13 protein-coding genes are annotated in these 12,703 nt (G+C 40.4%); 3 read left to right on the forward strand and 10 right to left on the reverse strand.

What is annotated here, in order from left to right:
• The first annotated feature begins 4 nt into the window (after positions 1-4).
• Positions 5-931 (forward strand): membrane protein insertase YidC, encoded by a 927-nt coding sequence (gene yidC / locus HMPREF9243_RS06560; protein ID WP_013669441.1) that lies wholly within the window; start codon positions 5-7, stop codon positions 929-931.
• Between the two features lie 89 nt (positions 932-1,020).
• Here yidC and HMPREF9243_RS06565 read toward each other — a convergent pair whose 3' ends face one another.
• Both HMPREF9243_RS06565 and gndA read right to left on the reverse strand, forming a co-directional pair.
• A complete protein-coding gene (locus HMPREF9243_RS06565) occupies positions 1,021-1,728 on the reverse strand; it encodes a response regulator transcription factor (RefSeq protein WP_013668854.1) in 708 nt (235 codons plus the stop codon).
• Between the two features lie 26 nt (positions 1,729-1,754).
• Positions 1,755-3,194 (reverse strand): NADP-dependent phosphogluconate dehydrogenase, encoded by a 1,440-nt coding sequence (gene gndA / locus HMPREF9243_RS06570; protein WP_013669844.1) that lies wholly within the window; start codon positions 3,192-3,194, stop codon positions 1,755-1,757.
• 230 nt (positions 3,195-3,424) lie between these two features.
• On the opposite strand from gndA, the gene HMPREF9243_RS06575 reads away from it, so the two are divergent.
• A complete protein-coding gene (locus HMPREF9243_RS06575; protein WP_013668844.1) occupies positions 3,425-3,598 on the forward strand; it encodes a hypothetical protein in 174 nt (57 codons plus the stop codon).
• An 86-nt stretch (positions 3,599-3,684) separates the two neighbouring features.
• Here HMPREF9243_RS06575 and thiI read toward each other — a convergent pair whose 3' ends face one another.
• The 7 genes from thiI to HMPREF9243_RS06610 all read right to left on the reverse strand — a co-directional run bounded on the left by thiI (position 3,685) and on the right by HMPREF9243_RS06610 (position 10,646).
• Positions 3,685-4,908, reverse strand: a complete 1,224-nt coding sequence (gene thiI, locus HMPREF9243_RS06580) for a tRNA uracil 4-sulfurtransferase ThiI (RefSeq protein WP_013669648.1) — start codon at positions 4,906-4,908, stop codon at positions 3,685-3,687.
• A gap of 8 nt (positions 4,909-4,916) precedes the next feature.
• A complete protein-coding gene (locus HMPREF9243_RS06585) occupies positions 4,917-6,062 on the reverse strand; it encodes a cysteine desulfurase family protein (RefSeq protein ID WP_041706751.1) in 1,146 nt (381 codons plus the stop codon).
• Positions 6,063-6,218: 156 nt separating this feature from the next.
• The gene (locus tag HMPREF9243_RS06590; RefSeq protein ID WP_013669430.1) at positions 6,219-7,940 is read right to left on the reverse strand and encodes a septation ring formation regulator EzrA; all 1,722 of its coding nucleotides are present in this window, start codon (positions 7,938-7,940) and stop codon (positions 6,219-6,221) included.
• A gap of 186 nt (positions 7,941-8,126) precedes the next feature.
• Positions 8,127-8,738 (reverse strand): 30S ribosomal protein S4, encoded by a 612-nt coding sequence (gene rpsD, locus HMPREF9243_RS06595; protein WP_013669168.1) that lies wholly within the window; start codon positions 8,736-8,738, stop codon positions 8,127-8,129.
• A gap of 250 nt (positions 8,739-8,988) precedes the next feature.
• Positions 8,989-9,684, reverse strand: a complete 696-nt coding sequence (locus tag HMPREF9243_RS06600) for a 5'-methylthioadenosine/adenosylhomocysteine nucleosidase (RefSeq protein ID WP_013670044.1) — start codon at positions 9,682-9,684, stop codon at positions 8,989-8,991.
• 9 nt (positions 9,685-9,693) lie between these two features.
• A complete protein-coding gene (locus HMPREF9243_RS06605; RefSeq protein WP_013670039.1) occupies positions 9,694-10,089 on the reverse strand; it encodes a hypothetical protein in 396 nt (131 codons plus the stop codon).
• A 5-nt stretch (positions 10,090-10,094) separates the two neighbouring features.
• Entirely contained in the window at positions 10,095-10,646 is a 552-nt protein-coding gene (locus HMPREF9243_RS06610) for an NUDIX hydrolase (RefSeq protein ID WP_013669274.1), read from the reverse strand.
• Positions 10,647-10,809: 163 nt separating this feature from the next.
• On the opposite strand from HMPREF9243_RS06610, the gene HMPREF9243_RS06615 reads away from it, so the two are divergent.
• Positions 10,810-11,055 carry a GlsB/YeaQ/YmgE family stress response membrane protein gene (locus HMPREF9243_RS06615; RefSeq protein ID WP_013669621.1) on the forward strand — a complete coding sequence of 82 codons (246 nt, stop codon included), beginning with the start codon at positions 10,810-10,812 and terminating at the stop codon, positions 11,053-11,055.
• Between the two features lie 218 nt (positions 11,056-11,273).
• Here the strand turns inward: HMPREF9243_RS06615 and HMPREF9243_RS10350 are convergent.
• A protein-coding gene (locus tag HMPREF9243_RS10350) for an IS3 family transposase (RefSeq protein WP_101560582.1) occupies positions 11,274-12,700 on the reverse strand; the annotation gives its coding sequence in 2 pieces (ribosomal slippage) (positions 11,274-12,190 and positions 12,190-12,700; 1,428 coding nt in all).
• Positions 12,701-12,703 lie beyond the last annotated feature (3 nt).

A 12,703-nucleotide genomic window follows, 5' to 3' on the forward strand; every position in this document is an offset into this window, starting at 1 on the left:
TATTTTGAAAACAAGTCTCAAATCAAAACATCTCCAGCTGCTCAGTCTATTGGCTGCCTCTTCCTTATTCTTAGGAGGCTGTGTTAGCCGTAACCAAGACAGCTGGACTTTTCGTTTAATTGCCAGTCCAATTAACCAGTTAATCGAGTGGTTGGCCCAATTTTTCAATGGTAACTATGGCTTTGCTATTATTGGCCTAGTGATCATCATCCGCCTACTACTTATCCCACTCACCTACAAGCAACAAACCAGTTCCATTCTGGGGACAGAAAAACGCCGTTATTACCAACCTTACTTGATGAAATTCCAAGAGTTAATCCAAGGCGCCGAAACTCCAGAAGAACAAATGGAATACACCCGTCAACAGCAAGCCTTTATGAAGGATAATAATATTTCCTTATTTGGAAATATGGGCTGTTTCCCCCTATTAATTCAGTTACCTATCCTTTCCGGGATGTATGTGGCAATCTATAATAACCAAAATATTGCCAACTACAATTTCTTTGGCTTCTCTTTAGGAGAACCCAACCTGGTTTTAACAATTATCTTTATTCTTTTATCTTTCTTACAAACCCGGATCAGCATGCAAACCATGCCTGAAGAAGTCCGCGAGCAACAAGGTAAATCCATGCTATTTATGCCTCTCATGCTCGGTTTTGTTGTCTTCAACGTCCCCGCTGCGATTGGTTTATACTTAGTAACAACCACCATTTGGGGGATGCTCCAACAATTGGCCATTAATACTTTTGTTCATCCTCGTATCAAGGCTAAAGTGGAAAATGAAATGAAGGATAATCCCATCCGCTTTGACCAACATTATAAACCCAATAATTCAGTCAAAGATGTCACCCATACAGCAAATTCCTCAACTTCAGCAACTAAGGCCCATAAATCTAACCGGAATGCGGGAAAACAAAACAGAAAGAAATAAAGTTTTAAGTAAGCATTCAAACTAAAACACCCCCTAGCTGCTAGCGCATTAAGCGAACAGTTAGGGGGTGTTTTGATGTCTTTATTATGCTAAGAGTTATCCTCATCGCGCATGACATAACCAGCACCGCGGATGGTTTGGATATACTTTTGATTCCTATTAGGATCAATTTTGTTACGTAAGTAACGAATATAAACGTCCACGACATTGGTTTCAACCACACTTTGAAAACCCCAGACATCTTTAAGTAATTTTTCCCGGCTCAACACCTTATTGATATTCTCCATAAAAATTACTAATAGGTCATACTCACGTTTGGTCAAATCTAAGACCTCTTCGCCACGATAAGCAAGATGATTTTCTTTTTCCACTAGTAAATCGCGAAAGACCAAGCGGGTCTGCCTAATATGGTTTTCATTAGCTTCAATGGTCATACGTCTTAAAATTGAGCGTATGTGTGCTAAAAAAACTTCAATTGGAAGCGGCTTAATTAAATAACCATCAGCCCCTTGGTCCAAGGCAGACACTTGGTCAATGACCGATGAGCGCTGGGTCATCACTAGAATTGGGACCGTCATCTCTTGCCGCAAGCGGCGCATGACCTCTAAGCCGTTTAACAAAGGCAAATCTAAATCAAGTAAAATCAAATCCCATTGGTGTTGATGAGCCAGTTCTAAGCCCATTGGACCATCATGAGCGATTGTGGCAAAATAATTTTCACTATTTAACTCATCACCGAGATAATGCACCCATTCTTCTTCAGCATCGATTAAAAGAATTTGCTTTTTTGCTTCCAAACCCTAACACAACTCCTTAATGCGGATTACTGCTTAACTTCCTTTTCTTCATCCCATAAGAAATGATAAGTTCCTTCTTGGTCCACTCTTTGATAGGTATGGGCCCCAAAATAATCTCTTTGTGCTTGGATCATATTAGCAGGTAGTGTAGCGGAACGATAGCTGTCATAATATGAAATTGCGCTAGTAAATCCAGATACTGGAATCCCTGCTTGAACCGCTGCGCTAACCACATCACGGGTAGCTTGTTGGTATTTAGCGGCTATTTCCTTAAAGTAATCATCTAAAAGAATATTTTCTAATTCTGGATTATTCTCATAAGCAGCCATAATTGTTTCAAGGAATTGGGCTCGAATAATACATCCCCCTCTAAAAATACTTGCAATGGCCTTATAATCTAAGTCCCAGTTGTAAGTCTTGCTTGCCTCACGGTATTCCACAAAACCTTGGGCGTAGCTCATGAGTTTAGAGAAATAGAGGGCTTGACGGATTTTTTCAATAAAGGCTTCCTTTTCCTTATCCTCAACGTCTTTCACTTGGCTTGGACCTTCTAAGACTTGGCTAGCACGAACGCGTTCATCCTTTAAAGCAGAAATATAACGCGCATAGACTGAATCCGTAATGGTTGGTAATGGCACACCTAAGTCTAAGGCCTCTTGTGATGTCCATTTTCCGGTTCCCTTATTACCTGCAGCATCAAGAATAACATCAATCATTGGCGCTTGGGTTTGGGGGTCCTTCTTGGTCAAAATATCAGCGGTAATTTCAATCAAATAGCTGTCTAATTCGCCTTGGTTCCATTGCTTGAAGTATTGAGCACATTCTTCCACGCTTAAGCCTAAATAGTGACGCAATAAATCATAGGATTCACTAATTAATTCCATGTCCCCATATTCGATACCATTATGGACCATTTTGACAAAGTGACCGGCCCCATTTTCACCAATATAGGTCACGCAAGGTTTACCATCACTTGGTGCCTTAGCGGCCATGGCTTCAAGAATATCTTTCATTTCTAGATAGGCTTCTTTTTGACCACCTGGCATTAAAGCAGGCCCCTTCAGGGCACCCTCTTCACCACCAGAAACTCCCATACCGATAAAGTGGATTCCGGATTGAGCTAATTTTTCTGAACGCCGCATAGTATCTTTGAAATAAGTGTTTCCTCCGTCAATGAGGATATCGCCTTCTTCTAAAAGCGGTAAAATTTGGTCAATAAAATGATCAGTAGCTGCCCCAGCCTTTACCATAAGTAAAATACGACGGGGTCGTTCAAGATGTTCAACAAATTCTTCTAGCGAACGGGTAGGGACTAAGTTTTTGTCCTTGTTTTCTTCATAAACGGCTTCCATCCGTGAGGTAGTCCGATTATAAATAGCGACCGTATAGCCGCGGCTTTCAATATTTAGGGCCAAGTTTTTCCCCATTACCGCCATTCCGATTACACCAATTTGTGCTTGAGTCATAGTAGTTCCTCCTACATTCTAATAACATTCGATGAGATTGCGTCATTAGGCTTCTCATTTCAATGATAATATTATCAAAGTCTTTAGCAAAAATAAAGACGTAGCCAGGCACATGTTTTCAACCTTTGCTTAAGTGAAGGCTTAAAGAAATCTTTCTAAGTCCACGTTAAATGTCTTTAGCCTTTATGCTATAATAGCAAGGAGATTATTGTAAGGAGCGTTATACGAATATGTCAAATTCAACGAATTGGAAAGAGCAACGCGAAAAAGCCTATGAAAAATCAGAACGAAAAAAAAGGCGGAAGAAAAGATGGGGCAAATTATTCACCTGGGCCATGTTACTTGCCCTCGTTTCGAGTGTAGTGATTAGTCTAGGCGTTGCCGTTTACGGGTATTTTTTCTAAATAAACGCTAAAAAGCTTGCCTCTCTTCGATTGGCAAGCTTTTTATATTGTTCTTTTTTACGACCTTGATCGACTCGCTTATATTTTTAAAGTAAGTCATCCATGGCTTCTTCCTGGGCACTGCTTTCCTCTAAGGAATGATGGTCAATTCGCTCAAAGTTAAGCTTAGCTAGGCAATTATCCACTAAGCTATCAATATCAAGACGAGATTCATAATATTCGCAGCGGTCTACTTTTGGCTTAGTACTTGGTGAAGCCGGTGCAAAGACAGTACAGCAGTCCTCAAAGGGTTGAATCGACAAATCAAAGGTATCAATTGCTTGAGCAATATCAATAATTTCTAATTTATCCATGGTAACAACAGGACGAATAATCGGCGTTGTGGTCACGGCATTGATGGCATACATGGATTCAGCGGTCTGAGAAGCCACTTGCCCAAGGGACTCTCCATTAATAATGGATAGGGCATGGTACTGGTCACGAATGCGGTCAGCCACCCTTAGCATCATCCGCCGGGTAATAGTCATTAAATATTCACTGGGAATATGCTCCTTAATTGCTTCTTGAATTTCTGTAAAAGGCACTTCAATAAAATCGATCCAAGAGCCAAATTTAGTCAACTTACCCGCTAATTGTTTCGCCTTTTCTAGGGCTTGGGGACTGGTATAGGGTGGTGAAGCAAAGTGGATGGCAATGGGTCTGACTCCACGTTTCATGGCTAAATACCCCGCTACCGGAGAATCAATCCCCCCAGATAACATGAGGATCCCACGGGAACTGGTTCCCACCGGTAAACCGCCGATCCCTTTAATCCAGTCCGAGGAAACGACAAAGTCCTTGAAGCGCACCTTGACCCGGACAGTGAGGTCGGGCTTTTTCATTTTAACTTCTAAATCAGGGAATTCTTCCATCAGATAAGCCCCTAATTCCCGGTTAATAGCATTGGTGTCCATATGATAATTGTGGTCGGAACGGGAAGTAGCGACCTTGAAGCTATGAATTTCCCTTTCATCTAACTTTTCTTTCACTACTTGTTTGGCCACTTCTTTTAACAGGTCAAAGTCGCGGTCAATTTCGTAGACGGGACTATAACTTTGGATACCAAAAATATATTGCAAGCGATCAATAACGATTCCCTTATCGACACCATTAAGCTCAATAAACATGAAATCGAACTGTTCACTCACCTTAACCTGTGGATAGTCGGAAAAGATTTGGCGAATATTTTCAGCTAAACGGTTAATAAAACGACGTTTATTTTTTCCTTTCACTGATAATTCGCCATAACGAATCATGATTTTAGTTTCCATAAGACCTCCTATTGGATAACAGTAAATTTTTGACGTAAATCTTCAAAAGTGTCAATAAAGCACTGGGCTTCTTCTTCTGTATTTTCAAAGCCAAAGCTTAGACGAATAGCCGAATGAGCCCAAGAGCCATCAACCCCCATGGCTAGTAAGGTGGATGAAGAATGACCGGTTTGGCGGCTAGAACAGGCACTGGTTGTGGACACATAGATGCCCTTTTCTTCCAAAGCGTGGACCATCACTTCTCCACGAACCGCCTTTAAAGCAAAGCAGAGTACATGAGGAGAAGCGCCTGATGCAGGAGAAAAAATGCGGATGGTATCAGGGTATTGTTTGAGGTAAGCTCTGATTAAAGCTTGGATGGCTTCTTGGCGCTGGTTTTCTTCTTGAGCCCGCTCTAAACTTAAACGGAAGGCCTTGGCTGTTGCCACAATTCCGGGTAAGTTTTCGGTACCACTCCGTAGATTTGCTTCTTGGCCGCCACCTTCTACTAAATTCTTCAATGTCCGGTTTTTCTTTTTGTAGAGAATTCCCACTCCCCGAGGCCCATTGAATTTATGCGATGAGAAGGAATACAAATCAACCCGAGAATGAATGAGGGGATTCTTAAAACGGCCCAAGCTTTGGACGCCATCAACATGAAAGTGGATGGTGGGGAAATCGGTTAAAATTTCAGCAATCTCCTTGATCGGTTGGATGGTCCCAATTTCATTATTTACAGCCATGATTGACACCAGAATCGTATCCGCTCGCAATGCGGCCTGAAGATCCTTGGGGTTTACCCGCCCTTCCTTATCAACAGGTAAGTAAGTCACTTCAAAACCTTCTTGTTCTAGCTCTTTTAAAGTATGACTGACTGAGGGGTGTTCAACACTAGAAGTAATAATATGTTTGCCTCGACCCGCCTTTTCATAGGCCGTTCCTTTGAGAGCCCAGTTATTGGATTCGGTTCCCCCACTGGTAAAAAAGATTTCCTCAGCCTGGCAGCCACAGAGCTCTGCGATTTGCTGGCGGGCTTTATTGAGCAAGGCTTTTGCTTGGTTACCTAAGTCATGCAAGCTAGAAGGGTTGCCGTAATAATTCTCCATGGTCATCACCAGGGACTTTAAAGCGGCAGGATCAATTTTAGTTGTTGCACTATTATCAAAATAAATGATTTCTGACATGATTACTCCTTTACAAACGGTCAAAATAGTGACTGCTAGTCATTCCATCAATGGATAAAAAAGCAAAAGTGCATCAAATCAATAGCTATCCAATTGATTGAAGCACTTTCCTTGTTTAGAGACTGGTCAATGAGCCCCTATTAATATTTAATATAAACGCTCTTCTTTCTCTTGACGATATTGGTTCTCGACTTTATTAGAAGCCCCTGACTCTAATTGGTCAACAGCTTGACTAATAGTCTGATGAGCCTTTTTATAATCGAAAGTTTGATTAAAGTAATAAGAAGATTTTTCGATGGCTTGATTCAGTTCAGGATGGTTGGCCCGGTAGCGGTTAGCATATTGAACGGTTTGTTCGGTCAATAAGGCTTGGTCAATCATATTTTCCGTTTCTAAATCCAGGCGCTCAATCGCTTCGGAAACTTCATTGACGAGCTGGTCAATTTCATCCATATCCAGTTTGACCCGATTCATTTTGCGCTCGAGTTCTTCAACTTTATCTTCAGTAGCAAAATAACGATCTAGATAAGCATCAGGAAGTCCCGGTAAATGATACTGATTCACCCGACGTTTCATGTTACGCATATCTAAGTCGAAAGTGTAAAGCATGTCACGGGCATCGCGTTCTTTTTGCCGGAGATTGGCTAAGGACCCCACAATATGGGATTGGGCCTTATCAATTTCATTAAGCTGTTCATATTTATCTTTATAAACGCTCTGCATGTCGGTATAGGCAATGACGTGGGCTCCTAGACGTTGGTTAACGGTATCCACTTCTTCGTGGATGCGGTCAATTTGAGCAGCGTAGTCCTGTAACTTGCCCAGTTCATTATCATGAAGCAGATAATTTTGGGACACCCGGTCAATTTCTAGTGATCCATAGCGATTACTTTGGCGGACTTGGTTAATTCTTTGTTCAAGGTTACCTTGGTTTTTCTCAATATATTCCTTAGCCCGTAATTCAACTTCCATTAATTCATAGCTGCGGTCAATTTGAGCTTCAGTTGCGCTCATTAAGGAAGATGTTTCACTTAAATCGCATTCAGCTAAGGCTGCATAGCATTGCTCGATGCCCTTTTCTACCTGTTGAATTTCTTCATCAACCCGCACACCAGAAGGGAATTGGAAGTCCATATCTAGCATTTGCGAATAGCCTGATTTAAGGTCTTCAAGTTGTTCTTCATATTCATTATCAATCTTATCCAATAGCTTAGGAATTTCTTCCATCATTGCTTCTAAGGCTTCAATATCTTCCTTAGTTTGGTCTAAAACATCATGAGCGGCTAGATAGTCGGCATCGCTCATTAAGGTATTGTATTTGGTAAAGTCCAATTCAATATAAGAAAGATGTTTTTCCAAAGTTTCTTGTGAATCCCCATAGGCATAACCATGAGCAAGGAGTTGTTTTCTTATTTTGGCATAGCGGTCATTAATCTCTTGAAAATAAGCTTCATTTTTTGACTCGCTAGCTAAGAGTTCTTCTAAGGATTGATTGATATTTTGAACATCTTGCAAAGTATCATAAATCAACTTTTCGGTTTCTTCGGCCGTTTTTCTAGACTTAATCAGCGAAAATTTATCAGCATCTGCCTGGGCCTGCACCAGTGCCGCTTCAATTTCAGGCAACTTATACTGTTTAATAGTTTGCCACTTGGCTTGTTCAGCCTCAAATAGCCGGCGTGTGTTTCCACTCACATTTTTATTACGGATAGTGTAGAGTTTATCTGCAACAGGAATGGCCATGATCTCCTGTTTTTTCTCATCAAGTTCTAGGTTGGTTTTGCTTTGCTTGCGACCTAAGTAGTAGAGTAGGCCATAGCCAATCAAAATAATCACAATGATGATGATTAGAGCAATTATAAATCCCACTGTCTTCCCCCCTCTATTGCTAAAAAGACGCTTTTATACCTAATAATAAACATTATACGCTAAAGTTAGGACTTAGTCCACACTGGCCTTAGGGCAATGACCAAAGTATCCACCCGGCAAGGGGCTACTCCCGCTATACAATAAAAGTCTGTTACAAAAACTGTAACAGACTTTTCTAAAAGCGGATTAAACTTGGTTGTAGTATTCAACAACGAGTGATTCGTCAATTTCTTGGTTCATTTCATCGCGTTCTGGTAAGCGTGATAATGAGCCTTCGAGTTTATCAGCATCAAATTCAACATAAGGAACATGGCCATATAAACCTTCAACTGAATCTTTAATCACTTGTAAGTTCTTAGATTTTTCACGAACGCCGATAACTTGTCCTACTTCAACAATGTAAGAAGGAATATCAACACGTTTGCCATCAACAGTAATATGCCCATGGGAAACTAATTGACGGGCTTGGCGACGGGTAGAAGCTAAACCTAAACGGTAAACCATATTATCTAAACGTTGTTCTAAAAGGGTCATGAAGTTGGTACCCACAGTACCTTCTTTAATCTTTTCAGCACGGTTGTATAGATTATGGAATTGTTTTTCAGTTAAACCATAGATAAAACGTAATTTTTGTTTTTCTTGTAATTGAAGACCGTATTCAGATAAGCTCTTACGACGTTGGTTAGGTCCATGTTGACCAGGAGCGTAAGGGCGACGGGCTAATTCTTTACCAGTTCCGGATAATGAAATCCCATAACGACGTGATTTCTTCCAGCTTGGTCCTGTATAACGTGACATAAATTGTTTCCTCCATTTTTAAATAATTTCTTTGGAGTAAAATAATTATGGAATTGATCGCATTCGTGTAGTTCATCCAAGGCTTTCCCCTATGCAGCCGCAGGTACTCACTACACCATTCGTGGGCGAACTATTGACGAGCTTGCTTCAACTCTGCTGCATTATTTTACACAACCATTAGTGTACTAAATATCTACCCTGCTGTCAATTTATTTACCGATATTTTTCTGATACTTATTCCTAAGCAGACTTATTGAAGTTTTGCTATAAAGTCCAGCGTAGCTTGGGCGCTTTGACGACCCACTTTTTCAATAAACTCTTCAAAAGTTATATTAGCATCATGGTTAGCGGTATCTGAGATGGCCCGGATAATAACAAAGGGAATCTTAAAACGATAAGCCACTTGACCAATCGCCGTGCCTTCCATCTCGGTACACATAGCTCCAGGGAAGTGCTCTTGAATCCAAGCCACCTTGTCTTGGCTAGCAATAAAGGAATCTCCAGAAACAATCGGTCCAACTTTAATGTTAGCTTGGCTAGCATGTTCAGAATAATACTGATAAAAAGCTGAACGCCATTGAGGGTCGGTTGGGTAGTTAACCGGCATCCCATCCACTTGGCCTAAGACATTATCAAACGCAGTCGCATCGACATCGTTATAGATGGCATATTTCGCCAAGACAATGTCCCCAATCTTTAAACTAGGATCAATAGCTCCAGCTGAACCGGTATTAATAATCACATCCGGATCTTCCAGAGCAACGACAGTCGTAGCCAAGGCCGCATTGACCTTACCCACACCGGATTGGGCGATCACTAAATCCTTGCCCTGATAGCTGCCTAGCCAATAGGTCATATCGGCGATTGTCTTTTCTTCTAAATGGTCAATAGTTTCAATATAATAATTCACTTCCCGACTCAAGGCCGCGATAATAGCAATTTTCATTCTTCTCTCCTATACAAAAAATGCAATAGCAGTAACGACAATGATGGCTAAAATTAAAATAATGATACCCCAATTGAGGAAGCGGTCAATTGGAGGCCTTTGGTGAAGTCTGCCTTCCCTGTCATCTTGGTCTGCTTCCTCAAGTTTCCCAGACTGGCTAGCTGCTTTAGCCGCTTCCAGGTCTGCGTCAGCCTCTTGACTGGCGGATGAGCTAGCTTGGCTCTCATCAGCTTCTGATTCAGCGAGCTTCTCTGGGGCAACTGGGCGAGATTCATTATCTATTTCTTCTTGGTCATCAAACTCGTCCTCTTGTTTGAAGAGGCGCCGCCAGATATTTTTGCGGTTGTTCTTCTCCCGGGCCTTCCGATAAGAGCGTCGGGTAATTAAAGGATCCTTTTGCTTCATAATAATTACTTCGTTTCACCTCGTAATTTGATAATCTCCCATTGCTTGACGGCATAAATGGTCTTCATGTCACAAATGTCTCCTTTTTCAATAGCCGCTTGTACTTCTTCGAAACTTAATTGAAAAACTTCAATATGTTCATCAGCATCTTGGGCTTTAGGATGAGCGACCTTAGCCAAGCTGGAAGCTTGATAAATTTGAAGATTTTCATCTAAGTAGCCCGGTGAGACATAAAATTTATCCAGGGCTTGCCAGTTTTCAGCTTGAAAGGCAGTTTCCTCTTCGAGTTCACGCTTGGCAGCAGTTAAGAGGTCTTCTCCAGGATCGACTAAGCCGGCCGGAATTTCTAAAATTGCCTTTTCAATAGCTTTACGGTATTGCTTGACCAGTAATAATTTATCATCATTAATCGCTAAAATTGCCACTGCGGGGGCATGGTGGATGATTTCACGATTGGCTTTTTCTTTATTTTGTAATTCCACCACGTGCTTTTCAACTTCAATCAAACTGCCTTGGTAAATGATTTCTTTATTGAGTGTTTTTTCACCGAATTCCATGAGGCTACCCCTTTTCTTTGCAATTAAATTCTTTTTTATTGTAACAAAAATCTCTCAGAATGGGTCAAGGTCTCTAATTCTTAAGCAGAACTTACATATTATTTGTTAAAAGCGTCTTTTTCAACTAGAATATAAACAGACAAAAATAAAGGAGGTAATCACTATGGGTTGGATTTGGTCCCTCATTGTTGGTGGTGTACTTGGTGCAATCGCTGGTGCCATCATTGGTAGAGACGTTCCCGGTGGAGTGATTGGAAATGTAATTGCAGGTATTCTCGGTTCCTGGCTAGGCGGAAAATTAATGTCTGGCTTCGGTCCAGAAATCGGCGGTTTTTACATTATTCCTACCCTACTAGGTGCCATTATTATTTTGCTCATCTATTACTGGCTGGCTAAGAAGCTAGGCTAATTAATTATCAATTAAAAAAGGCCCTGAGTCACTTGATTAGATTTTATGGTGACCCCAATAAGTTGGACTTTATATATAGTGAGTTGGCCTTTGGCCAGCTCTTTTTTGTTGCTTACAGTTCTTGCTTATTTCTTGCCGACACATTTACTCAGAAATTTAAACTTGTCAAGAGGAAGAGCGTAGCGGCTCTTGATAAGTTTAAAGTTTATGTGTAATCATTAAGCGGCGAAAGAAGCGTGATGAAGACGAAATTCTATAGGACTCCTAAAATCTAATTTTTCTTTGATTCTTTCACCATTGTAATAGATTATAAAATCTTCAATCGCTTGTGCTAATTCTTCAAAGGAATGATAAGTCCGACCATAGTAGACTTCTTGTTTTAGTAGACTAAAGAAATTCTCCATTGGCGAATTATCTAAGCAATTTCCTTTACGAGACATACTTTGAAAAATTCGGTGATCCTTCAAGAGCCGGGTGTAACTTTTCATTTGATAGGCCCAGCCCTGATCAGAATGAAAGGTTCTTCTGTATGGACATAATTTACTTGCTTCAATGGCAGCTTGTAGCCCCTCCAACATGCTTTGTCCATTAGGCTGATGTGTTATCTTAAAAGAAATAATTTCTCGATTAAATAGATCCATGTAAGGATCTAAATAGAGTTTTCCAGTTTGATAATTCCCAGAATCATCGGCATAGTAGTATTTAAATTCTGTTGTGTCTGTTGTTATTTTTTGATAAGGAATGGTCGAATCAAACCGCCGGTTGATACGATTTGGCGCTATCTCTCCAATCGTTCCTTTGTAGGAATTATATTTTCTTGTCTTTCTAGTATAGCTAGTGACCTGTATCCCCATAATTTTCATTAGGCGTTGAACTTTGTTTTTACTGACCTTATAACCACGGGAAAGCAGTTCAGCTCGCATTCTTCGATAACCATAATCCTTATGGGTTTCTCTGATGTCTTTCATTTCCTCTTTTAAATCGGCATCCTTATCAATTTCCTCATCTTTATTTTTCCAATAAAAGTAGGTCGATTTAGGAAACTTTAAAACGCTAAGAATATCTTTTAAAGCATATTTTTCATCATGGAGACGTGTGATTTCGGTCACTATTTCTTCTTTTCTCGCTTGACTCTTTGAGCCACACGTCTCCTCAATCCTTTTAAAAATTTGTTCTCAATTTCTAAATCCGTAATCCGTTGTTCAAGTTCCTTTATTTTTGCTTCACTTAACTGATTGGTTTCGCTGCTATCCTTTATTTGATTGATTTGTGATTTCTTTTTAGACACTTTAGGTGGCCTTCCTTTCCTCGCGGAAAGGCCATCAAGTCCTCTTTCATGATAAGCTCTTCGCCAATTAGCGATTAGACTTGGATTATTCATGTTTAATGAATTGGCCAATTCGCGATAACTCATTTCCGTACTTTCATACAATTCTATCGCATTTAATTTGAATTCAACAGTATAAACCTGTTGAGTCCGCCTTTTCTTTAAACCATCTACACCAAATTCATAATAGTTATTAACCCACCTTCGTAAAATAGAAGGATCTATTCCTGCTTTATTAGCTAAGGTTCGATAACTTCCTTTTTTCGCAATATAGTCTCCTACTAAATTCAGTTTAAATTCTAATGAATATTTAGACATAAA

It is taken from the genome of Aerococcus sp. Group 1 (genome assembly GCF_000193205.1).
In the GTDB taxonomy this organism is placed as follows: domain Bacteria; phylum Bacillota; class Bacilli; order Lactobacillales; family Aerococcaceae; genus Aerococcus; species Aerococcus urinae_A.